Here is a 23060-nt window from a genome sequence, read left to right as displayed (position 1 = left end):
AACCACCCATCAAGGCAGCCAGCCAGCACACACAACCAACAACCACAAACAAAAGTACATTGGCACACTATTGAGTTCTCACACAACAACCGCACACCAGAACCACACCACCACAGTGGAGAAGCTCACAGCGACGAGAAACGAACTTAACCAACCGAACCGACCGAAGTCAAATCCCAACTGATCTCATTCCGCCAGGGCCTGTTTTCCTACCGCCTACACACACCCAACCACCCACTCGGAGTGACTGTCTGCGGGGCGTTGTCGGTCGCGCTGACTCACATAAAGTTACACACCACCCCACAACAACACAAACCCCCAGGTCACAGCAGTGAAATCGATGCCACCGGGAACGCTGTTATGCGCTCAATGGACGCTCCCGAGCCCCGGTCACCCCGTGGGTGAAGACGGATACCCGGGCCGCTGCATGGTGCACGCTCCATCCGAGACCCGCATAGGAGGCGAGTGCTCCGACGGTGACGAGCACAGCCGGAGCTCCGAAACCGTGGGCGACGAGCACCGCGACGATGGCCACCAGGGGCAGGGCGTGGAAACCGATGGTGCGGACGTCGACAAGCTCGAGGATGACGGAACCCACCAGAAACAGCACGATCACCGCGAACAGCATGGCCCCGTCGCGGGCGCTGCCACCTCGCGACAGCATGACGGCGGCACCGACCGCTCCCAGGACCACGTTGACTCCTCCGACAGCCCAGGTTTCGCGGGCCCAACGGCCGCGGGTGCCGCCGATCGCGACCCACTGCCGGAGCGAGGACCGCAATGGTCGCTGCGTGAGCAGGACGATGGGCAGGTACACGGCGAGGAAGATGAACCCGGTGACGTGGTCGGTGTCGCCACCCATGTAGGCCTCCAACCCCCAACGAATGAGGAGATAGACCAGGGCAGCCACCCACAGGGTCGTCCACATGGTCAGCTGCGGGGCGCGGATGATCTGGTTGACCGGGTCGACGGGGAGGAAGCGCCCCAGGCCCCGTTCCGCACGTTGCCGCTTGTCGATGCCCCGTACCGGAGAGTCGACGACGATGAGCAGGCTGACGGCCACCAGTACCGGATAGATGAGCGCGGTGTCGTCGCCCGCGGGCGTGAGTGTCCGCAACAGCAGCGCCACGAGCAGCGCGAAGGTGAGCGCGATCGCGCCCAACCACCGCCGGTGTCTCCTCCAGGTCACGCTGCCCAGCGACAGGGCCTGGTAGTCCACCCAGGCGGGCCGGATCACCCACATCATGAGCGCGACCAGCACGATCTGTGCCCAGAACGTAGCTCCGGAGGCCACGATTGTCGCCAGTGTGGTGAACATGAACAGCGGAACGAACCCGGTGAGCAGACGGGGACGCAACGCCAGGGCCCGGAAGAGGCGGGCCTGGGAGACGACCTGGTTCATCGCGGATCTCCCGTCGTGGTCATGGCCAGCACGGCGTTCTCGAGGGTGAGCTCGGTGACCTTCACCGGTCCGACCTGGGCAGCGGCATGCGCCACCGCGTCAATGTCGGCGGCACCGTCACCCAGATCGACGACGCTGCGCCGGCCCAACGACAGGTCCGTACGGCGCAGCTCCCGGAGGCTCCCCAGGCGGTTGAGGACCCGGTCCACATCATCGGACGCCCCGCTCAGTTGAACGAAGCGGGCGGACACCTCGTCGATGGCTCCGTGGAGGATGACGCGACCGTCGTCGATGTAGAGCACGGTGTCCAGCAGTTTCTCCGCCTCGTGGAGGTGGTGGGTGGACAGGACGATGGTGCGCCCGGCCTCCTCACGCAGCGTCCGGTAGAACTGTTCCCGCTTGGCGACGTCGAGCCCGAGATACGGTTCGTCGAGAAGCAGCAGTTCACAGCCGCTGGCCACCGCCAGAACAATGCTGGCCGCGGACTTCTGTCCGCGGGAGAGCTCGGAGTAGCGGGTGTCCGGGGACAGATCGAAACGCGACACCAGCTCGGCGGCGCGGGCCGGATTCCAGGTGGACCAGCGGGCGGCGGCGACGTCGAGAAGCGTGGACACCGACCACCGGTCGGGCAAGGGGGCATCGATGCCCGCCAGAACCAGGCGGTCCATGACGGAGGCCCGGTCGAAGGGCGGCTCCCCGAAGACCTCCACCTCACCGTCGGCGGCGAGCTGCCCGGCCAGGACCCGCAGCAGTGTGGTCTTGCCGGAACCGTTGCGGCCGATGAGGCCGTGGATGAGACCGGGTTCCAGGGTGAAGGACATGCCCTGCAGCACCTCGGAGTTCCGGCGGTAACCGGCGGAGAGATTGTGGGCGGTGATCATCGGTAGAGACCTCGGCTTTCTGCGACGGCGTCGATGAGGTGGCGGATGTCGGCCCGCGTGAAGTCGAGTTTCACGGCTTCGTCAACGAGCGGGGCGAGGTAGTTGGCGGCGAAGTCCTCGCGACGGCGGGCGACGATGAGGTCGCGGGCGCCGACGGTGACGAACATGCCGATTCCGCGCCGCTTCTCCAGCACGCCAGAGTCGACGAGGAGGGAGAGGCCGCGGCGGGCGGTGGCGGGGTTGATGTCGTGGAAGTCGGCCAACTCGTTGGTGGAGGGCGCACGGTCACCTGCCGCGAGGGTGCCGTCAACGACGGAATCTTCGATGAGTTCGGCGATCTGCCGGAACAGGGGCGCTGTCGTGTCCATCACTCACCTACTTAGTTGGTTGGCTACTCCACTAACTAACCTATATCACGGATAAAAACTTGGCCACCCACAGCCCGCCCACCTGCGAATTTGCCTGGAATCCCGGGGCCGCCATCGACGCGGCGCACCAGGTTAGGGCATGCTGGTATGGAAGAAACGCAACTTAATTACGAACAAACAGAAATTAGGAGCCATGCTTGAGCGCACACTTGTCTTCGTCGACACCTCTTATCTCCTGGCGAGTTTCTATAACTCCTGGGAAACAGGTGCCCGTGCACAGTTAGAGATTGATCTTCCCGAGGTGGTCAACGTCCTCGGGAACATGATCCAGACCCAGCTCCACCAGCCCATTCACCGTCAGCTCTGGTACGACGGCATCCCGGAGACGGGCCCGCACCGCTACCAGCGGGCACTGCGCACCTGCGACGGCGTGCAGCTGCGCGCCGGCCAGCTCATCGAATGGGGTGAGCGCCGCACCCAGAAGGCCGTGGACACCCGCCTCGTCGCCGACATGGTCGTCGCCGCCTGCCGCCAGCAGGTGTCCGACATCGTGCTCGTCTCGGGCGACGCCGACATGATCCCGGGCGTCAACGAGGCCACCAACCACGGCCTCCGCGTCCACCTCTACGGATTCGGCTGGGACTCCATGTCCTCCGCCCTGCGCCACGCCTGCGACTCGACGACGATCCTCGACCCGCGCGAGGACTTCGCCGAGGCCATGCAGCTGCAGGTGCTCGAGGGTCCCCTGCCCCCGGTGGTCCGGGACCGTCCGCTGTCCGACGCCGAGCCCATCGAGGAACTCGGCATGACCGAGGTCCCCAGCCCCGGCACCCTCGCCCCCTCCGAGACCACCCCGACCGAGGATGAGTCGGCAGCCTCCTCGGACGGGCAGCCGGCCGATGCGCCGACCGACTCCGACGCGGGGAAGGAGCCCGAGGGCACCTTCGCCCCCGCCAGCCCGGTCTCGCAGGCCCCCTCCCCCGTGGAGGCGGCTGTCCAGGCCGCCGCCAGTGCCGCGGCCCGGGAGGTCAGCGAGGAGGACAAGGCCGCCGCCGCGCAGAGCCAGAGCCCGAATCAGAGCCCGGCCGAGGCCCCGAAGCCGACCGCCCCGACCGTCACCGAGGAGTCGGCCCCCAAGCCGGCACCCAGGCCGAGCGCCCCGAAGCCGTCGATGATGGCCCCGCGGCGCAAACTGCGGTCGCGGTACGTGCCGCTGCCGGAGGAGGTCTGGTCCTCCGCCGGTTTCCAGACGCCTTTCGACGTCGGTCAGCAGTACGCGACCTGGTGGTATGACAATGCCGCCACCTCCGAGCAGCGCGATTCCGCGCATCTGCTCTCGGGTGGCGGACTGCCCCCGGAGATCGACCGCCCGCTGCTGCAGTTCGCCTGCGAGACTCTGCACGAGTACACGCTGAGCGAATCGCAGCGGGTCAACCTCCGGGACGGGTTCCACTCGGGGATCCGCGGCGTCCTGATCAACTTCCGCCGAGAGGTCCGCGAGTAGTTCCTCCCTACTTGTCGTCGCCGCCGGGCTCGTCGGGGATCATCCCCTCCCCGGCGGCGTCGGCCTCTGCGCGGGCGTCGGAGGTCTGCTTCGCAGCCTCCTCCCTGCGGAACTTCGCGTCCTTGACGCCCGGCGCGGCACCCATGCCCTCGTCGGCGGCCTCGTACTCGCGACGACGGTCCTCCTCGGAGCGGGTCTCGTCCTTCTCGACCGGCTCGGCGTCGACCAGCTCGGGCTCCGCGGTCTCACCCGTACCTTCGGTGAGCTCACCCGCGGCACCGCCGGCCATGGAGGCCCGGATCTCGGCGAGACGGGCGGACGCCTTCATGTCCGTGCCGGCGCTGGCGATTTCCGCCATGCGGTCGTTGACGGAGTGCTGGGTGAGTTCCTGCGCGCCGAGGGCGTCGGCGTAACGCCGCTCGATCTTCTCCCGCACGGAGTCCAGGGTGGGCACATTGCCGTCCGGGCGCAGCTCCTGCATGGAGTCCATGGCTCGGGTGGCGGTCTCCTGCATGGCGGCCTGGTCGGCCTGCGCGCGGAGCTGGTCGATCTGGGCGAGCTGCTCCTTGAGGCGGGCCTCGGACTCCAGCTGCTGACGGGTGGCCTGCTCGGCGTTCTGGGTGGCCTGGGCGTGGAGCTGCCTGGTCTCCTCCAGCTGCTGCTCGACGGCGACGAGCTGGGAGGCGAAGATCTCGGCGGTGTTGTTGTACTCCTGCGCCTTGGCGGTGTCCCCCTCGGCGGCGGCCTTGTCGGCGGCCTGCAGCGCGGTGCGGGCCTGCTCCTGGTGGTCCTGCTGGGACTTGAGCAGGCGGTCGAGCTTCATCTCGAGCTGCTTCTGGTTGCCGATCACCGCTGCGGCCTGCTCGGTGATCTGCTGGTGCTGACGCTTCGCGGCCTGCGTGGCCTGCTGGATCTGCACCTTGGGGTCGGCATTCTCGTCGATCTTGGAATCGAAGGAGGCCATGAGGTACTTCCAGCCCTTGGACAGGGGATTCGGCATGTGCGGGTCTCTCTTTCTTAGATCGGGCTCTCAGGTGAAAGTTTAGAGAGAAATCCCCGGGCCCGTCGGAATCAATGAAGCCCGGCTCCCACACGGGGAGCCGGGCCACTGGAGGTTGACGGGGTTTACTGACCCTCGGCGTCGCGGGCGGAGTTGGCCTCGGCGACCTGGCGGCGGACATCGTCCATGTCCAGACCCTTGACCTGGCCGATGAGATCCTCGAGGGCGGCCGGGGGCAGGGCACCGGCGTCGCGGTAGACCATGATGCCGTCGCGGAAGATCATGAGCGTCGGGATCGACTGGATCTGCAGGGCGGCGGCGAGACCCTGGTGGGCCTCGGTGTCCAGCTTCGCGAAGGTGGCGTCCGGGTGGTTCTCGGAGGCGGCCTCGAAGGTCGGGGCGAAGGCGCGGCAGGGGCCGCACCAGGAGGCCCAGGCGTCGACGAGGACGATGCCCTCACCGGTCACGGTCTCCTCGAAAGTTGCTTCGGTGACGTCAATGGTTGCCAAGGGATTCTCCTGAAAGGTCGTTTTGTAAGGTATTACATAGAACCGCTGTTATGCGGTGTCGTTCTAGCTCAACCCTACCTGGACGGACCTTATTCCCCAGGGGCCGAGCAGCCGGAGGAAAGGACCCCATGATCAAGAACTACGTCGTCGAGGGCATGACCAGCGACGCCTGCCGCACCTCGGTCGAGGACGAGATCAACGAGATCCCGGGCACCCAGGGCGTCGAGGTCGATCTCAAGTCCGGCCGGGTCGCCGTGACCGGCGAGGAGATCTCGGACGTGCTGGTCGCCCGCGCCGTCGAGAACGCCGGTTTCCAGCTGCGCGACCAGGCCTGATCCTTGCCGGGTACCCCCTGAGGGTATAAAGTCAGCCGGAGAACCCCGAGAAGAGGAGCACCCATGGCAGTCAAGAACTACCAGGTCGAGGGCATGACCTGCGGCCACTGCGAGATGTCCGTCCGCGAGGAGGTCGGCGAGGTCGCCGGCGTCTCCACCGTCGACGCCTCGCACGAAGCCGGGACGGTCACCGTCTCCGGCGAGGGCTTCACCGACGAGGCCGTCACCGCCGCCATCGAGGAGGCGGGCTACAAGCTGGCGTAACCGCTGCTTATCGACGCCCCCGTCGACCCGGCCCCTTTCCAGGGGCCGGGTTTTCCTGTCATTGCCGGATACCCTATGGGGGTATATCCTCGGGGTATGGACACTCTCGATCTCGGCGTCACCGGCATGACCTGCACGGCCTGCTCCGGGCGCGTCGAACGCAAACTCAACAAGGTCGACGGCGTCGAGGCCACCGTCAACTTCGCCACGGAGACGGCCTCGATCTCCTTCGACCCCTCCAAGGTGGACAGCGCCGCCCTCATCGACGTGGTGCGCGGTGCCGGGTACGACGCCTTCGAGCTCTCCCCCGATGTGCCGGCGGAGACGGCCGACGGGGACGGGGCGTCGATAAGCGCGGACCCGCACGAAGCCGCCCGCGCCCGCGAGGCGGCGGACCTCAGGCACCGACTCATCATGTCCGCCGTGCTCACGGTGCCGATCGTGGCGCTCAGCATGATCCCCGCGCTGCAGTTCACCTACTGGCAGTGGGCGGTGCTGACGATGACCACGCCGGTGTTCTTCACCGGTGGCGCGCCCTTCCACCGCGCGACGTGGGCCAACCTGCGGCAGAGTTCGTTCACGATGGACACGCTCATCACGCTGGGCACCTCGGCGGCGTACCTGTGGAGTCTGTGGGCGCTGTTCCTCGGCAACGCCGGCCACCCCGGCATGACGATGGAGATGCACCTCTTCCCGTCCGACACGACGATGGACGAGATCTACCTGGAGACCACCGCCGTGGTGATCACGTTCCTGCTGCTCGGGCGATGGTTCGAGACCCGCGCCAAGGGACGGTCCTCCGAGGCGCTGCGCGCGCTGCTCGACATGGGGGCGAAGGACGCCGCTGTGCTGCGCGACGGTCGGGAGACCCGCGTCCCCATCCGCGACCTGGCCGTGGGCGATGTCATCGTCGTGCGCCCCGGTGAGAAGATCGCCGCCGACGGCCGCGTCACCGAAGGCGCCTCCGCCGTCGACGAGTCCATGCTCACCGGAGAATCCGTGCCCGTCGAGGTGGGCGTGGGATCCACGGTCACGGGAGCCACGATCAACGCCTCCGGCCGCCTGCTCATCGAGGTCACCCGCGTCGGCGCCGACTCCACCCTGGCGCAGATGGCCCGGCTCGTCTCCGAGGCACAGGCCCGCAAGGCCCCGGTGCAGCGCCTGGTGGACCGGATCTCACAGGTGTTCGTGCCGGTGGTCATCCTCGTCTCCCTGCTCACCCTGGCCACGCACCTGCTGCTCGGCCACGGCCTGGCCCCGGCGTTCACGGCCGCCGTCGCGGTGCTCATCATCGCCTGCCCCTGCGCCCTCGGCCTGGCCACCCCCACCGCCCTGCTCGTGGGCACCGGGCGCGGCGCGCAGCTGGGCCTGCTCATCAAGGGCCCCGAGGTCCTCGAGTCGACCCGGCGCGTGGACACCATCGTCATGGACAAGACCGGCACCGTCACCGAGGGTGCGATGGCCGTCACCGACGTCACCGCCGCCGCGGGCGTGACACCGGAGGAGGTGCTCCGCCTGGGCGCCGCCGTCGAGGCCGGCTCCGAGCACCCCATCGCCCGCGCCGTCGTGCGCCGGGCCGGGGACAACCTGCCGGCAGTCAGTGACTTCAGCAACGCCGCCGGGCAGGGGGTGCGTGGTGTCGTCGACGCCCGCGAGGTCACCGTCGGCCGCCCCGCCGGCGACCTCCCCGCCCCCCTCCGCACCGCCTTCGACGCGGCTCAGGAGCAGGGTGGCACCCCGGTCGTCGTCTCGCTTGACGGGCAGCCGGCCGGCGTCATCACCGTGCGTGACACCGTCAAGGCCACCTCCGCCGAGGCCGTCGCCGCACTACGGGAACTGGGCCTCACCCCGATGCTGCTCACCGGCGACAACGCAGGCGCCGCCCGGGCGGTCGCCCGGGAGGTGGGCGTCCGCGAGTCGGACGTCATCGCGGAGGTGATGCCGGATGAGAAGTTGGCCGTCGTCGAGAAGCTCCAGAACGAGGGCCGCGTCGTCGCGATGGTCGGCGACGGAGTCAATGACGCCGCCGCCCTCGCCCGCGCCGACCTCGGCCTGGCCATGGGTGCCGGCACCGACGTGGCCATCGAGGCCTCCGACATCACCCTCATGAACGACGACCTGCGCTCCGCCGCCCACGCGATCCGGCTCTCCCGCCGCACGCTCGGCACGATCAAGGGAAACCTGTTCTGGGCGTTCGCCTACAACGTCGTCCTCATCCCCGTCGCCGCCGTCGGCCTGCTCAACCCGATGCTCGCCGGCGTGGCCATGGCGTTCTCCTCGGTGTTCGTGGTGACCAACTCGCTGCGGCTGCGCGGGTTCACGGCGACCCCGGCGAATTCACCCCGTCGAAAGGAGTCCTCCGCCAGTCGAAAGGAGTCTCACCTCGACGCCGTGAATTCGACCCGCTGAGCCCGGACCCCGGGCCGGGTTTAAAATCGATACATGAATCACGCACTGACCAGGAACCAGCGGCTCGACCGGCTGCCGGTCACAGGTAAACACCGGAAGCTGCTCTTCGGCTCCGGCATCGGTTGGGCGCTCGACGCGATGGACGTCGGCCTCATCTCCTTCATCATGGCTGCGCTGGCCGTCCACTGGGGCCTCACCCCGACGCAGACCTCCTGGCTGGGTTCCGTCGGTTTCGTCGGCATGGCGCTCGGCGCGACGTTCGGTGGCCTGCTGGCCGACCGCATCGGCCGCCGCCAGGTCTTCGCCCTCACTCTGCTGGTCTACGGCCTGGCCACCGGCGCCTCCGCGCTGGCGGGCAGCCTGGCGGTGCTCATCGCCCTGCGATTCGTCGTCGGCCTCGGCCTCGGTGCCGAGCTGCCCGTCGCCTCCACGCTCGTCTCGGAGTTCTCCCCGCGGAAGTATCGCGGCCGCATGGTGGTCATTCTCGAGGCGTTCTGGGCCGTCGGCTGGATCGCCGCCGCGCTCATCGGCTACTTCGTGGTCACCGCCTCCGACGACGGCTGGCGCTGGGCGCTGGCCCTGGGCATGATCCCCACCTTCTACGCCATCTACGTGCGCAAGGGCCTGCCGGAGTCCGTCCGCTTCCTGGAGGACAAGGGCCGGCACGAGAAGGCCGAGGAGGTCGTCGCCTCCTTCGAGGCCGACGTCGACCCGGCCGAACTGCAGCGTATCGACGCCGCCGAGGCCCAGCGTCTCCGCGAGGCCCCCCGGGAGGACTTCGAGGAGGCCTCCTCCATCTGGGCCCGCGGCCTGCGGGGACGCACCGCCGCCCTGTGGATCGTGTGGTTCTGCGTCAACCTCTCCTACTACGGCGCCTTCATCTGGATCCCGTCCCTGCTCGTGGCCGACGGCTTCACATTGGTGAAGTCCTTCCAGTTCACGCTCATCATCACCCTCGCGCAGCTGCCCGGCTACGCGATGGCGGCCTGGCTCATCGAGACCTGGGGCCGCCGCCCCACCCTGGCGACCTTCCTCCTCGGTTCGGCGGCCTCGGCCCTGTTTTTCGGCACCGCCTCCACGGAGACCACGATCATCCTGGCCGGCTGCCTGCTGTCGTTCTTCAACCTGGGCGCCTGGGGTGCGCTGTACGCCATCGGCCCGGAGCTCTACCCTTCGCACATCCGCGGCGCGGGCACCGGGTCGGCCGCCGGCTTCGGCCGCATCGCCTCCATCATCGCCCCGCTCATCGTGCCGCCGATCCTGCTGTGGGGTGACTCGATCGCCCTGTTCAGCCTCTTCTCCGCGGCCTTCGTGCTGGCGGCGGTGGCCACGCTCACCCTGCCGGAGCAGCGCGGCAAGGTGCTCGACGCCTGACCCCCGGCACGACGAAGCCCCCGGTTCGTGAACCGGGGGCTTATCTGGTGTGTGGATCGTCAGCTGAAGCTGAGGATGCCGGCGAGGCGATCCATGAAGCTGGGCTTGCGCTCGTGCGCGAAGTCCTCGAGGTGACGCGGCACCGCCAGGATGGTGGCCCGCTCGGTGCGCTCGACACGGATGGTGTTGTTGAACGTGGCGGTTCGGGGGTTGAACTCTCGAGTGGTCATGCTGTCCCTCCTTGATTCCTTCTTGCGGTGCTCGGCGTGATGTTGATGTCCCTGAGTTTAGGATGTTTGCGCAGGTCAAGCACCATTGGTAAGCCATGTCTTAGTTATTACGCCCTTAGATAGGTCGCCCTAACACGCATCAAAAGCCCAGGAAAGCAACCCTTTGAGGCGTGAGCTTCCTCACTTATAGGTGGCCGATCCAGTCCCGGGCCACACGACGCGCCACCCCAATTCGGGGGCACCCTGGGGCCAGGGAGATTCCCGGGGTTCACCCGGGGGACCTCCCGTTCCGGCTTGCGGGGATGCTAAGCGCAGTAACCTGCGCCATGATCACGCGTACACTGTGCGGACAGTCTCAGATAACACCAAGGAGGCACAGTGACGGCTGCAGACAACCGCAACTGGCTCCGGGTCGGCCTCGGATTGTTCGTCGTCGCCTTCGGCGCCAACATCTTCGCCCCGCTGCTCCCCTCCTACCGGGACGCCGCGGGGCTCAGTCAGTCCCAGGTGACGTTCCTTCTGGCGATCTACGTTCTCGGCCTCGTCCCGTCACTGCTCATCGGCGGGCCGCTGTCCGACATCAAGGGCCGTCGCGCCATGATCCGCCCGGCACTGCTCATCGGCGGCGTCGGGTCGGCGGTCCTGGCGCTGGGATCCACGGGCTCCTTCATCGCGCTCAGCGCGGGGCGTTTCATCGCGGGCACCGCCATCGGCCTCATCATGGCCGCCGGTGCCGCCTGGCTGCAGGAGCTCTCGTCCGGCCCCTCGCACGTCGGTGCGCGCCGCGCGACGATCGCGCTCTCCCTCGGTTTCGGCGGCGGCCCGCTGCTGGCCGGGCTCATCGGACAGTTCCTGCCCTACCCCAACGTGCTGCCCTACCTGGTGCACCTGGTGGTGCTGGCGCTCATCGCACCGCTCGTGTGGCGCACGCCGGGCGGTGCCGCGCAGCCGGGCGCGGAACGCCGACCGATGTTCTCCCGCAGCGTGTTGTCGCATGACTTCCTCTGGTCCGTCGCCGCCTGGGCCCCGTGGGGTTTCGGGGCGGTGTCCACCGCCTTCGCCATTCTGCCCGCCCTGGTCCACGACGAGCTCACCTGGCCGGTGGCCTTCACGGGTGTCATCGTCGCGGTGACGATGGGCACCGGCGTGCTCATCCAGCCGCTGGCCACCCGCTTCGGTTCCGACCTCGTCCCGCCGGCCATTCTCGGCCTCGGCTTCGTCGTCGCCGGCATGTTCATGTCGATCGCCGTCGCCGTCACCGGCTCACCGTGGCTGGTGTACCCGGCGGCGGTGCTCCTCGGCGCGGCCTACGGCATCATGATGGTCTCCGGCCTGCGCGAGGTCCGCCGCATCGCCCCGGCCCGCGAGCTCGGGGCCGCGACCGCGGTGTTCTACTCGCTGACGTACGTCGGCTTCTTCGCCCCCCTGGCACTGTCCTACCTGGGGCCCGCCGTGGGATACCCGACGATGTTCGTCATCGGCGCGCTCATCGCCGCCGCGTCGATCGCCCCGGTGGTGCGGATCGCTAGAGGCCGCGGATCCTCCGCGCCGCCTCAGCGATGACATCGGCGACAGCGTCCTGCTTATCGACGCCCGCCCCACGCACCGCCTCCTTCAGCTCCCGGAAGGCCACTCCGTAACGGCCCCGGGGATCCTCGTCGGAACGCTCCCGGTAGTCGTCGAGGATGCCGGCCCACTCCGGGTTGGCCTCGACCCGGCCGCGCCCGTCGGCGGTGAGGGTGGCCATCTTGCGGCCGTCCTCCACGGACATGGTGATGAGCCCCTCGTCCTCGAGGAGGCTGAGGTTGGGGTAGATGCCACCCGGCGACGGGGTCCAGGCACCGTCGGTACGCTCGCTGATCTCGTTGATGAGCTGGTAACCGTGCATCGGCTGCTCCGCCAGCAGGACGAGCAGGACGTGGCGCAGATCACCGCGACCGGCGCGTCCCCCGCGTCCGCGGCCCCGCCGGTGCTGACCGTGGTGGCCGTGCTGGCCGTGACGTCGGTGCATCCGACGGCGGTGACGCTTGTGACCGCCGCGACCGCAGCAGTCGTCGTTGATTCCCTGATTGATGGTGATGTCGTACATTCCCGTTCCTTTCGATATATCGGAATGCCTGCCGCCACTCTATATTGCGATCTATCGTTATGTCAATAGTGATCTATCGATAACTTTCCGGAGGCCCGCACCGGGGCGTCCTTTCCCCTAGCCGCTGGCCATGTCGACGAAACGGGAGTAGTGCAGCTGGTGGGCGACAGTGACGGTGTCGATGGGACCACCACGGTGCTTGGCCAGGATGACATCCGCCTCACCCGAACGGGGATCCTCCTTGTCCTGGGAGTCCGGTCGGTAGAGCAGCATGACCATGTCGGCGTCCTGCTCCAGCGAGCCGGACTCACGCAGGTCGGCCAGCTGCGGGCGCTTGTCGGTACGTGACTCCGGACCACGGTTGAGCTGCGAAATCGCCACCAGGGGCACGTCGAGCTCCTTCGCCAGCAGCTTGAGCTGGCGCGAGAACTCCGAGACCTCCTGCTGACGCGACTCGACCTTCTTGCCCGAGCTCATCAGCTGCAGGTAGTCGATGACGATGAGCTGCAGATCGTGCTTCTGCTTGAGGCGGCGGGCCTTGGAGCGGATCTCCATCATCGTGAGGTTGGGGGAATCGTCGATGAACAGCGGGGCCTCGGAGATCTGGCCGACGCGGTTGGCCAGCGTCGTCCACGCCTCATCGGTCATGCGGCCCGAGCGCATGTCGGAGAGTTTGATCGACGTCTCCGCGGACATGAGTCGCATGACGATCTCCGACTTGCTCATCTCCAGCGAGAAGATGACGGACGCCTTGCCGTGCCTGATCGAACACGAGCGCATGAAGTCCAGCGCGATGGTCGACTTACCCACACCCGGTCGGGCGGCGACGATGATCATCTGCCCGCCGTGGAGACCATTGGTGAGGTTGTCCAGGTCGACGAACCCGGTGGGCACGCCCTGCGCCAGGCCCCCGAGGTTGGCGATGCTGTCGAGCTCCTCCATCGTCGGCTCGATGATGTCGGCGAGCACCGCGTAGTCCTCGGTCTCGGTCTTCTGCGCGATGGCGAAGACCTCCTGCTGCGCGAGATCGAGCACGGTCTCGACCTCCGCGCCCTCGCTGCCCTCGTAGCCCAGCTGCACGACGCGCGTGCCGGCGTCCACCAGACGACGGAGGATCGCCTTCTCGGCGACGATCTCCGCGTAGTACCGGGCGTTCGCCGCCGTGGGCACCGAGGAGATGAGCGTGTGCAGGTACGGCGCCCCGCCCACCCGCTCGAGGTCGTTGTGGCGGTCGAGGCGGCCGGCGACGATGACCGGATCGATGTCCTTGCTCTCACCGAACAGGTCGATCATCGCCGTGTAGATCAACTGGTGTGCCGGGTGGTAGAAGTCCTCCGGCGAGAGCTCACCGATGATCTCCACGACGGTGTTCGGACTGAGCAGCATCGCGCCGAGCACGCCCTGCTCCGCCTCACGGTCGTGCGGCGGCTGACGGTACTCGCTGAACGCCGGTCCGGAGTTGCCGCGGTTGCGGTCCCGGCGCCCGACCGAACGCCCCTGGCGTGCCGGGACCAGGTCCCCGCCGTCCTCCGGCTGATCCGGCTCGGACGGCGGCACGTAGTCGTCGTCGAAACTGGCGCCACCGAATCCTGAAGTCATGCCTCGCAGTCTAGTCCCGGCCCCCGCGCGCACGAATCCGCAGCTGGGGCCCTGTGGATAACTGTGGCCGGGACAAGCTTTCCACCGCGTATTCCACAGGCCGCGACGGGCCGGATTCCGGGGGTTATCCACATGTCCTGTGGACAACTCCGGGTTAACGGACGTCGTTGTCCCCCGGACCCCCACCGGGCTGTGGACAACCTGTGGACAGAGTACAGCCAGAGGGCGCCGAAAAGCATCGCAACCCCAGGTCACACCCTGTTCCCGCGCCTGTGGACAACCTCTCCGGAACCGTGAATAACCACTTTCACCAGCACGTTTGACACCCGCCCCGGAGCACGCTGCTCGCAACCAACCGGCGACCAGCGGGCGACGCGTGGGTGGACGGGAGGTGAATGATCCCCGGTTCTCCACAGTTGTCCACAGCAACAAAAAATCGACGCCCCGCGGTTCACGTTCCGCGGGGCGTCGACAAGCTGTTGTCGTTGGGCCGGGTCAACCCCGGCCGTCGTCATGCGTGAGTTACGCGGCGACGACCTCGAAGTTGATCTTGCCGGTCACGTCGTCGTGGAGCTTGACGATGACCTGGTAGTTACCGGTCTTCTTCACGAGACCCTTGGGCACCTCGATGGTGCGCTTGTCCAGGGTCGGGCCGCCGGCCTTCTTCACTGCGTCGGCGATGTCGTCGGCCTTCACGGAGCCGAAGAGCTTGCCGGAGTCGGAGGAACGGACCTGCACGGTCACGCCGGTCAGCTGCTCGAGCTGCTCGCGAACCTCACGGGCGTGGTCGAGGTCGCGGATGGCGCGAGCCTCCTGGGCACGCTGAATGCCCTCGATCTGCTTCTCAGCACCACGGGTGGCCACGATGGCCAGGCCGCGGGGAAGCAGGTAGTTGCGTCCGTAACCGTTCTTGACCTCGACGACGTCTCCTGCGTCACCGAGGTTCTCAACGGCAGCGGTGAGGATCAGCTTCATGATCCCTGCCTTTCGTTGTTCATCCCTGTCGGGAAAGTTCTGTTGAGTGGAAAAGATTCTGCTCGATCAGAACGGGGGCTCGTCATCGGCCGCACCGCCGAATCCACCGGCCGGCGGGGCGGAACCCCACGGGTCGTTGGCCGGCTGCTGCGGCTGCTGCGGGGCCTGCTGCTGGGACTGGCCGAAACCACCCTGGTACTGAGACTGCTGCGGGGCCTGCTGCTGCGGGGCCTGCGGGCCACGCTGCTGCTGACCGCCGTAGTTGCCACCACCGAAGTTGCCGCCACCTTCACGGGGGTTGCGGTTGACCTGGGCGGAGGCGAACTTCAGCGACGGGCCGACCTCGTCGACCTCGATCTCGAAGACCGTGCGGTTCTCGCCTTCCTTCGTCTGGTAGCTGCGCTGCTTGAGGCGGCCGTTGACGATGACGCGCATACCCTTGGTGAGGGACTCGGCGACATTCTCGGCTGCCTGGCGCCAGACGTTGCAGGTGAGGAACAGGGCCTCGCCGTCCTCGTACTGCCCGGAGTCTCGGTTGAAGACGCGGGGAGTGGAGGCGACGCGGAAATTGGCCACCGCGGCACCCGAGGGGGTGAAGCGGAGTTCAGGGTCGGCGACGACATTGCCGACGACGGTGATGGGGGTATCTCCAATAGCCATGTTTCTCTTACCTTCCGTTGACGGGCCCGGGTGCCAGGCATGTACCTGTCACCCAGTATCCGTTCTTAAGCGTCGGTGCGCAGAACCTTGGTGCGCAGGACGGAGTCGTTCAGGTTGAGAACGCGGTCCAGCTCGAGGACGGTCGCAGACTCGCACTCGAGGTTGACGACGGCGTAGACGCCCTCTTCCTTCTTGTTGATCGGGTACGCAAGACGACGCTTGCCCCACACATCAACCTTCTCGACCTTGCCGTTGTCCTTGCGGACATTCTCAAGGTACTTATCCAGGGACGGGGCGACGGTGCGCTCATCCTGGGACGGATCCAGAATGATCATGATTTCGTAGTGACGCATCGACCTCATCACCTCCTATGGTCTAGTAATTTGGATCGGCCACGCCCCGAATGGGCGTGACAGGAGGGTCTGTTGCGTCAAGCAACCCCAGCAGCGTACCGCAGTCGGGCCGGAAAGAGTTAATCGTCAGCGGGTGACGTCGCCCGGCATCGTCGCGAAGAAGACGGCGAGGATGACCGGGATGACGGTGACGAAGAAGAACGCGGCGATACCGAAGCCGACGGACCAGCCCACCGGCTTCTTCGTCATGAACGTGTGGAACGCGGCGGCGATGCACAGGAAGCCGATGACGATGGACGCGATGCCGAGGATGGTGACGGAGTTCATGACCCCCACCTTACGGCCGGCTGCCGACGCAGGATCTGCCGCACCACCAGCACCGTCATGACGGTGAGGAGGACGAGGCGGGTGAGGAGGGCGGCGTCGAGAAGCTCGGAGGGGATGCCGTTGTTCTCCGCACCCAGCATGTGCCACATGAGCAGCGGCCACACGAGCGCGTCGACCGCCATCCACGACAACAGCAGCCGCCAGCGGGGCAACGCCAGCACCGCCGGGATGACCAGCCACAGCGAGTACTGCGGCGACCACACCTTGTTGAACAGCAGGAACGCCACGACGATGAGGAAGATGAGCTCCACCGCGCGCGGACGGGCCGCCGCGCGCAGGCCGAGGACGAGGATCGCCAGGCAGGCCGCCGCGAACAGGCCGAAGGAGACGACGTTGAGCACCGGGACCGGCAGGGCGGGCAGGAGGGTGTTGCGGTCGATGATCGCGTAGACGGTGGTCCACTCGTAGCCGCGCTCACTGTTGAGCCGCAGGAACTCACCCCAGCCCGCCGGGTACGCGAGCATCACCGGCACGTTGAGCGCCAGCCAGGTCACCACCGCCACGCCGAGCATCCGCAGGAAGGGCAGGATCCGCCGGTCGCGCAGCGCCAGCACGAGGTACGCGCCGAGCAGGTACAGCGGCCACAACTTGAACGCCGTGCCCAGTCCGATGAACAGGCCCGCCAGGCCGAACCTGCTTCTCGACGCCGCGTGCATCGCCGCCACCGCCAGCGTGATCGACGGGATGTCCCAGTTGGTGAACGCGTGGACGATGATGAGCGGGGACGCCGCCACCAGGACCACATCCCAGACGCGGTGCCCGGCCATGTCCGCCACCAGGCGGATCGCCAGGACCCACAGGGCCGACATCGCCAGGGCCGTGAGCGCGAAGAACCAGGAGGCTTCGGCGACGGGGAGGCCGGTGGCGTCGACAAGCGGATACGTCAGGCGGGTAACCGCGGCGACCGCCCACTGGAACAGGCCCGCCAGCACGGGGTACTCCAGGTAGCGGGTGAGGTCGCCCTCCACCCACGAAAAGGCGTACGGGAAGCCGCCCTGATCGAGGCCCCGGCCCCCGTAGAGCGGGGTGATGTCGTTGTAGCAGGCGGCGACGTACTGGCGGTCGCCGGACCAGTCGAGGCCGACGCGGCCGTCGTCGGCACGCACGCCCTCCAGGCAGCGGGCCTTCGACAGGAAACCGAAGGACAGGAAGACCAGCGCCACGAGGATGAGCACCCGCAGCGGCGTCCACCACCGCTGCCTGCCCACCGCCGCGAAACGGCCCACCGGCCCACCCAGGAAATCGACGAAGCCCCGGGCGACCGGTTCGGTCAGCGCCGGGGAACGACGGTGCAGGCGGGAGGGCATCTAGGGCAGGTCGATGGTGACGCCCGGGAGGATCTCGATGCTGTCCGGAACCTCCGGCACCGGGGCGGGGGCCGGCTCCGGCGCGGGCTCCGGCTCCGGGGCCGGCTCGGGCTCGGGGGCGGGCTCCGGCTCGGGGGAGGGCTCGGGTGCCGGGGCGGGGGCCTGGACGACGGGGGCCGGCGGGGCCGGGACGTAGCGCAGACCGTTGCCGCCCGCCGGGATGCCGGTGCCGAAGTTGATCGGGCCCGGGGAGGCGAAGTACTCGATCTCCTTGCCCTCGAGCGCACCGTCCATGGAGGCCTTCCAGATGTTGGCCGGGGTGCCGGAGCCGAACATGTTGCCGCCCCACGCGTTGTAGATGGCGGTGGTGTTGTCGGCGGTGCCCACCCACACGGCGGTCGCCAGCTGCGGGGTCGCGCCGATCATCCAGGCGTCCTTGTTGCGGCCGGTGTCACCGAGCTGGGCGGTACCGGTCTTGGAGGCGGAGGGGCGGCCCCCGGCGAGGGAGTTGCCGTTGGAGTAGGCGGCGATGGGCTGCATGGCGCTGAGCAGGTTGTCCGCGACGACCTCGGAGACGCGGCGCTCGCCCTCACCGGACTCGTGCTCGTAGAGGACCTCACCGTCGGAGGTCTCGACGCGCTCGACGAAGTGGGTCTCGTGCCACACGCCGCGGTTGGCCAGGGTGGCCAGGGCGGTCGCCATGTCGAGCGGGCGGGACTGGTACTGGCCCAGGATGATGCCCTCGTAGGGCTGGCCGCCGTTCTCGCGGAGGGTCTCCGGGACGGTCGGCAGGGAACGGGCCATGCCCAGGGCGTGGGCCATGTCGGCGGTGTCCTGGGTGGTGTTGGTCAGATCCTCCTGCAGGCGGATGAAGCTGGTGTTGAAGGAGCGCTTGAGGGCCTCGGAGAGAGTCGTGTAACCGGCGCTGCCGCCGTCCCAGTTGGTCACCTCGATGTTGCCCGGCAGCATGACCGAGGAGGAGTCGTACACGGCGGTGAGCGGGATGCCCTGCTGGAGGGCGGCCGCCAGGCCGAAGATCTTGAAGGTGGAGCCGGTCTGCAGGGCGGCGTTGCCGTAGTCCCAGCCGGAGGCGTCCTCGCCGCCGTAGTAGGCGCGGACGGCGCCGGTGCCCGGCTCGACGGAGACGACACCCGCGCGGGCGTCCTCCTGCAGGGTGGCCAGGTTGGTGCGAACGGCCTCGACGGTGGCGTTCTGCGCCTGCATGTCGATGGTGGTGGTGATGCGCAGGCCACGGGTGGTCACGTCATTCTCGGTGATGCCGATCTCCTGGAGCTCCTCCATGACGTGGTTCTTGATCATGCCGTTCGTGCCGGTGGCCTCGGTGTACGCGGAGTACTCGGCGGGGTTGCGGGTCTCCGGGTACGCCATCCCGGCGCGCTCCGGGGCGGGGAGGACCTCCATCTCGACCATGCCGTCGAGGACGTAGTTCCACCGGGACTGCGCGCCCTCCGGGTTGTTCCACGGGTCGAGCTGGCTGGGCAGCTGGATGGTGGCGGCGAGGACCGCGCCCTCCTCCGTGCTCAGCTCGGTGACCGGCTTGTCGAAGTACGCGTGGGACGCGGCCTCGACGCCGTAGGCGTTGCGGCCCAGGTAGACGGTGTTGAGGTAGGCGGAGAGGATCTCCTCCTTGCTCCACTGGTTGGTCATCTTCACGGAGTAGACGAGCTCGCGGGCCTTACGCACGTAGGAGTGCTCGTCGCCGACCAGGGCGTTCTTCACGTACTGCTGCGTGATCGTGGAGCCGCCGCCGGCGGAGGGGTTGCCGGTGAGCTGGCCGATGACCGCGCGGCCGAAACCGGTGAAGGAGAAGCCCTTGTTCGTCCAGAACTCACGGTCCTCGGCGGCCAGCACCGCGTTCTGCAGGTGGTCCGGGACCTCCTCCAGGGGCACCTGCCGACGGTTGCCCTCCGGCGGGACGACGCGCGCCAGCTCGGTGGAGGCGTCGGACGCGTAGATGGAGGAGACCTGCGCAGAGGTCAGCTCCTCCGGCTCGGGCACGTCGACGGTGGCGTACGCCACGAGGAACACGCCCAGGGGGATGAGGATGAGGGCAGCGAGCCCGCCCAGCACCGCGAGCAACCAGGGGCGGCGCCCGGTGCGTCCGGACTTCTCGGACCGCTCCGCCTTCGAGCTTCCCGACGGCGCGCTGGAGCTGGAGTTCTGCTTGTCTGACACGTGTTGTCCCCGCTGTGATCACTGATGACGGTTGTTACACCCGTGAACACTACTGCCCCGAGCCCCGGTTGGGGAATCTTTCCGCTGGTTCGGGGCGTGGTTCAGGATGTTGTGGCTGTCACAGCGGTGAGCAGATGGTTCCACCGGCACCGCGGGCAGACCTCCACCGTGTGCACCGTGGCGTCCTTCCCCGCGGCCACGATCCGGGCGATCTCCTCGTCGCTGCGGGCGGTGCCGGCCATCCGGCCCAGCTGTTCCCCGTGGATCCACTGGACGATGCGCAGATCCTCCGACCCGCACACCGGGCAGGGGCGGCCTGCCGGGCGGCCGTGGTACTCGGCGGCGGTGAGCAGCAGGAAGTCGGCGTCGCACACCTCGTCGCGGCTGACGTCGCCGGCCCGCCACCGGCGCAGGAGCTCGGCCCTGGCGAAGCGGTGGGAGACCTCATTGCGGTAGACAACTTCATTCCCGGTCACGCCGTCAGTCTACGTACGCGCCCCGGAAGGCCTTCTTGATCGATCCCGCGCGGACCCGATCCCTACTTTGCACACGCGACAACATACGATGGACCGTTGAATAACCTGACACAAGGAGTGAACGGAACATGAGCAAGGTTCGCGTGGCAATCGTCGGTGTGGGCAACTGCGCCGCATCGCTGGTCCAGGGTGTGGAGTTCTACAAGGACACCCCCGCCGAGGAGAAGGTGCCGGGCCTGATGCACGTCCAGTTCGGCGACTACCACGTCTCCGACGTGGAGTTCGTCGCCGCCTTCGACGTTGATGCCGCCAAGGTGGGCACCGACCTCGCCGACGCCATCGAGGCGTCCCAGAACTGCACCATCAAGATCGCCGACGTCCCGGCCACCGGCGTCACCGTCCAGCGCGGCCCGACCCTCGACGGTCTGGGCAAGCACTACATGGAGACCGTCGAGGAGTCCTCCGAGGCCCCGGTCGACGTGGTCCGGGCGCTGCGCGACGCCGAGGTCGACGTCGTCGTCTCCTACCTGCCGGTCGGTTCCGAGCAGGCCGACAAGTTCTACGCCCAGGCCGCCATCGACGCGGGCTGCGCGTTCGTCAACGCCCTGCCGGTGTTCATCGCCTCCGACCCGGAGTGGGCCCAGAAGTTCGTCGACGCCGGCCTGCCCATCGTCGGCGACGACATCAAGTCCCAGGTCGGTGCCACCATCACCCACCGCGTCATGGCGAAGCTCTTCGAGGACCGCGGTGTCCGCCTCGAGCGCACCATGCAGCTCAACGTCGGCGGCAACATGGACTTCAAGAACATGCTGGACCGCGACCGCCTCGAGTCGAAGAAGATCTCCAAGACGCAGGCCGTCACCTCCAACCTGGTCGAGTCCCCGCTGGCCGGCAAGGTCAACGACCGCAACGTCCACATCGGCCCGTCCGACTACGTCGAGTGGCTCGACGACCGCAAGTGGGCCTACGTCCGCCTGGAGGGCACCGCCTTCGGTGAGGTGCCGCTCAACCTGGAGTACAAGCTCGAGGTGTGGGACTCCCCGAACTCGGCCGGCATCATCATCGACGCCGTCCGCGCCGCCAAGATCGCCCTGGACCGCAAGGTCGCCGGCCCGGTTCTCCCGGCCTCCGCGTACCTGATGAAGTCCCCGCCGGTGCAGATGGGCGACGAGGTTGCCCGCGCTCAGCTCGAGGCCTTCATCATCGGGGCTGAGGACTAGTCCACCTGTAGTCGGTTTCCCGGGCAAACGCGTCTAGTATGGGACGCATGACTGAACCGACAGCTGAGGACATCGCCGCCCGGATTCGTCCGGCCATGACCAAGTTGTACGTGATGTACTTCCGCATTGCCGAACAATCCGACCTGACGGGCCCACAGCTGTCGATCATGGCCCGGCTGAAGAGCAACGGCCCCTCGCGGATCAGCCAGATCGCCCGCGAGGAGGGCATCCGGATGCCCACCGCCTCCAACGCGCTGCACCAGCTGGAGCAGCGTGAACTGGTGGAGCGCATCCGCGACGAGCAGGACCGCCGCGGCGTCCGCGTCCAGCTCACCCGCCTCGGCGAGAGCGAACTGGAGCGGGTCGGCGAGGAGCGCACGAAGTACCTCGCGGAGATGCTCGGCGCCCTCTCCGAGGAGGACCTGGCCCAGGTGAGCGAAATGACCGACATCATCAACAAGCTCGCCGACAACTATGGTGCCGACCTCATTGACACCAGCAACGGGTGACCGGGGATAATGGGCTGTGAACACCCCACCCTCACACCCACCCCGATACCACCCCCACTGAATGGCATCCTCCTTCATCGCTGCCGCTGAGGCACCCGCCCGTATCCTCGTCGCCTGGCGACCCGACTCCCCCGGCACCGAAGCCATCGACTTCGCGGCCTGGCTCAGTCGGACCACCGACGTGCAGATCCGCGTCGTGTCCACCCTGACCCGACCCTGGCCCGCCTCCTCCTTCAGCCGCCTCGGCGGCAAATACCGCAAGTGGATCCGCAAACAGGCGGAGGCCTGCGAGATGGCGGTGAAACGGGCGCTGAACAACGCGGGCGTCGAGAAGCATCAGTGGGACGAGCAGTACTCGCTGTTCCTCGACGGGCCCTCCGAATCCGTGCTCATCAGTGAGGCGGCGACGGAGTTCGACGCGCACCTCATCATCCTCGGCTCCGATGCCGCCGCCCCGAAGGGCCGCTACATCGCCGGGTCGACGGCCGATGCGCTGCTGCACTCCTCCCCCATCCCGCTCGGCCTGGCGCCGCGCGCGGTGCGCCTGTCCAAGCGCGGTGTCACCCGCGTGAGCTACGCGTTCCTGGAGACCGAGATCGACGAGAACGATCCCTCCCTCCACTACGCCGCCGACCTCGCCGACACCTGGGAGGTGGACATGCGCATCCTCGCGTTCTCCCCCTCCGGCATCGCGGACCAGGCCTTCCACGACAAGCTCGACTTCTCCCGCGAACTCATCGACGAATGGCGCGAGCACTCCCTCGCCGTCCTCGACCGCAGCCACGACGTCGTCGCCGAACAGCACCCCGACCTCTCCGTCGAGTCGGACATCGGCTCAGGCACCGGGTGGGCCGGCGCGATCGACGCCCTCAAGTGGCGCAAGGGCGACCTGCTCGTCCTGGCGTCCACCCCGCCCGGCCCGCTGGAGCGCGTCTTCGTCGGGTCGACGGCCACCGAGTTCCTCCGTCACGTGCACATGCCGGTGATCATCCACCCGACCGTCCGGAGTTGAC

Annotated in this window: 24 protein-coding genes; 9 read left to right on the top strand and 15 right to left on the bottom strand. The window is 67.7% G+C overall.

Annotation, left to right across the window (positions count from 1 at the left end):
- Positions 1–358 precede the first annotated feature (358 nt).
- Genes B9Y70_RS04970 through B9Y70_RS04960 form a run of 3 tightly spaced genes read right to left on the bottom strand, consistent with a single transcriptional unit; the run spans position 359 to position 2654 of the window.
- Positions 359–1402, bottom strand: coding sequence for a hypothetical protein (locus tag B9Y70_RS04970; protein ID WP_085549139.1), 1044 nt, complete (start codon positions 1400–1402; stop codon positions 359–361).
- The gene (locus tag B9Y70_RS04965) at positions 1399–2283 is read right to left on the bottom strand and encodes an ABC transporter ATP-binding protein (RefSeq protein WP_085549138.1); all 885 of its coding nucleotides are present in this window, start codon (positions 2281–2283) and stop codon (positions 1399–1401) included. Before B9Y70_RS04965 ends, B9Y70_RS04970 begins: the two co-directional genes overlap by 4 nt.
- Positions 2280–2654, bottom strand: a complete 375-nt coding sequence (locus B9Y70_RS04960; RefSeq protein ID WP_205410410.1) for a GntR family transcriptional regulator — start codon at positions 2652–2654, stop codon at positions 2280–2282. Before B9Y70_RS04960 ends, B9Y70_RS04965 begins: the two co-directional genes overlap by 4 nt.
- Positions 2655–2844: 190 nt before the next feature.
- Between B9Y70_RS04960 and B9Y70_RS04955 the strand changes: the two genes are divergently transcribed.
- Positions 2845–4155 carry an NYN domain-containing protein gene (locus tag B9Y70_RS04955; protein WP_085549136.1) on the top strand — a complete coding sequence of 437 codons (1311 nt, stop codon included), beginning with the start codon at positions 2845–2847 and terminating at the stop codon, positions 4153–4155.
- Between the two features lie 7 nt (positions 4156–4162).
- Here the strand turns inward: B9Y70_RS04955 and B9Y70_RS04950 are convergent, their stop codons facing one another.
- Together B9Y70_RS04950 and trxA are read right to left on the bottom strand one after the other, a co-directional pair.
- Entirely contained in the window at positions 4163–5155 is a 993-nt protein-coding gene (locus B9Y70_RS04950; protein WP_085549135.1) for a PspA/IM30 family protein, read from the bottom strand.
- Positions 5156–5280: 125 nt separating this feature from the next.
- The gene (gene trxA / locus B9Y70_RS04945; protein WP_085549134.1) at positions 5281–5664 is read right to left on the bottom strand and encodes a thioredoxin; all 384 of its coding nucleotides are present in this window, start codon (positions 5662–5664) and stop codon (positions 5281–5283) included.
- A 128-nt stretch (positions 5665–5792) separates the two neighbouring features.
- Here trxA and B9Y70_RS04940 point away from each other — a divergent pair, with 128 nt between their 5' ends.
- From B9Y70_RS04940 to B9Y70_RS04925, 4 genes are all read left to right on the top strand, one after another.
- Complete coding sequence (locus B9Y70_RS04940) at positions 5793–5999, top strand: heavy-metal-associated domain-containing protein (protein ID WP_085549133.1); 207 nt, start codon at positions 5793–5795, stop codon at positions 5997–5999.
- A 63-nt stretch (positions 6000–6062) separates the two neighbouring features.
- On the top strand, positions 6063–6263 hold the full coding sequence (locus tag B9Y70_RS04935) for a heavy-metal-associated domain-containing protein (RefSeq protein ID WP_085549132.1): 201 nt from the start codon (positions 6063–6065) through the stop codon (positions 6261–6263).
- 96 nt (positions 6264–6359) lie between these two features.
- Positions 6360–8672, top strand: coding sequence for a heavy metal translocating P-type ATPase (locus tag B9Y70_RS04930; protein ID WP_420838432.1), 2313 nt, complete (start codon positions 6360–6362; stop codon positions 8670–8672).
- A 33-nt stretch (positions 8673–8705) separates the two neighbouring features.
- Positions 8706–10046 (top strand): MFS transporter, encoded by a 1341-nt coding sequence (locus tag B9Y70_RS04925; protein WP_085549130.1) that lies wholly within the window; start codon positions 8706–8708, stop codon positions 10044–10046.
- A 59-nt stretch (positions 10047–10105) separates the two neighbouring features.
- Here the strand turns inward: B9Y70_RS04925 and B9Y70_RS12750 are convergent, their stop codons facing one another.
- A complete protein-coding gene (locus B9Y70_RS12750; RefSeq protein WP_159449782.1) occupies positions 10106–10276 on the bottom strand; it encodes a hypothetical protein in 171 nt (56 codons plus the stop codon).
- 378 nt (positions 10277–10654) lie between these two features.
- Between B9Y70_RS12750 and B9Y70_RS04920 the strand changes: the two genes are divergently transcribed.
- Positions 10655–11839, top strand: coding sequence for an MFS transporter (locus B9Y70_RS04920; RefSeq protein WP_240309134.1), 1185 nt, complete (start codon positions 10655–10657; stop codon positions 11837–11839).
- On the opposite strand, the gene B9Y70_RS04915 is transcribed toward B9Y70_RS04920, so the two are convergent.
- The 9 genes from B9Y70_RS04915 to B9Y70_RS04875 form a co-directional block, all read right to left on the bottom strand.
- Entirely contained in the window at positions 11802–12365 is a 564-nt protein-coding gene (locus B9Y70_RS04915; protein ID WP_085549129.1) for a PadR family transcriptional regulator, read from the bottom strand. The genes B9Y70_RS04920 and B9Y70_RS04915 overlap by 38 nt on opposite strands.
- 117 nt (positions 12366–12482) lie before the next feature.
- Positions 12483–13964, bottom strand: a complete 1482-nt coding sequence (gene dnaB / locus B9Y70_RS04910) for a replicative DNA helicase (RefSeq protein WP_085549128.1) — start codon at positions 13962–13964, stop codon at positions 12483–12485.
- Between the two features lie 522 nt (positions 13965–14486).
- Entirely contained in the window at positions 14487–14939 is a 453-nt protein-coding gene (rplI, locus tag B9Y70_RS04905; protein ID WP_085549127.1) for a 50S ribosomal protein L9, read from the bottom strand.
- A 66-nt stretch (positions 14940–15005) separates the two neighbouring features.
- Positions 15006–15599, bottom strand: a complete 594-nt coding sequence (locus B9Y70_RS04900; RefSeq protein WP_085549126.1) for a single-stranded DNA-binding protein — start codon at positions 15597–15599, stop codon at positions 15006–15008.
- 65 nt (positions 15600–15664) lie between these two features.
- Complete coding sequence (gene rpsF / locus B9Y70_RS04895; protein ID WP_085549125.1) at positions 15665–15952, bottom strand: 30S ribosomal protein S6; 288 nt, start codon at positions 15950–15952, stop codon at positions 15665–15667.
- A gap of 126 nt (positions 15953–16078) precedes the next feature.
- Complete coding sequence (locus B9Y70_RS04890; protein WP_085549124.1) at positions 16079–16279, bottom strand: hypothetical protein; 201 nt, start codon at positions 16277–16279, stop codon at positions 16079–16081.
- Positions 16276–17646 (bottom strand): glycosyltransferase family 87 protein, encoded by a 1371-nt coding sequence (locus B9Y70_RS04885; RefSeq protein ID WP_085549123.1) that lies wholly within the window; start codon positions 17644–17646, stop codon positions 16276–16278. The genes B9Y70_RS04890 and B9Y70_RS04885 overlap by 4 nt, the downstream gene beginning before the upstream one ends.
- Positions 17647–19842 (bottom strand): transglycosylase domain-containing protein, encoded by a 2196-nt coding sequence (locus tag B9Y70_RS04880; protein WP_085549122.1) that lies wholly within the window; start codon positions 19840–19842, stop codon positions 17647–17649.
- Between the two features lie 101 nt (positions 19843–19943).
- Positions 19944–20318, bottom strand: a complete 375-nt coding sequence (locus B9Y70_RS04875; RefSeq protein ID WP_085549121.1) for a DUF5318 family protein — start codon at positions 20316–20318, stop codon at positions 19944–19946.
- 128 nt (positions 20319–20446) lie between these two features.
- Between B9Y70_RS04875 and B9Y70_RS04870 the strand changes: the two genes are divergently transcribed.
- From B9Y70_RS04870 to B9Y70_RS04860, 3 genes are all read left to right on the top strand, one after another.
- Positions 20447–21538, top strand: coding sequence for an inositol-3-phosphate synthase (locus B9Y70_RS04870; protein WP_085549120.1), 1092 nt, complete (start codon positions 20447–20449; stop codon positions 21536–21538).
- A 47-nt stretch (positions 21539–21585) separates the two neighbouring features.
- A complete protein-coding gene (locus B9Y70_RS04865) occupies positions 21586–22047 on the top strand; it encodes a MarR family winged helix-turn-helix transcriptional regulator (protein WP_085549119.1) in 462 nt (153 codons plus the stop codon).
- Positions 22048–22108: 61 nt separating this feature from the next.
- Positions 22109–23059, top strand: a complete 951-nt coding sequence (locus B9Y70_RS04860; protein ID WP_085549118.1) for a universal stress protein — start codon at positions 22109–22111, stop codon at positions 23057–23059.
- Position 23060 lies beyond the last annotated feature (1 nt).

The sequence above is a fragment of the Corynebacterium pollutisoli genome, from assembly GCF_900177745.1.
Classification (GTDB): Bacteria; Actinomycetota; Actinomycetes; order Mycobacteriales; family Mycobacteriaceae; genus Corynebacterium; species Corynebacterium pollutisoli.
The sequence above is the reverse complement of the archived record's forward strand: the minus strand, read 5'-3'. Positions and strand labels throughout refer to the sequence as shown.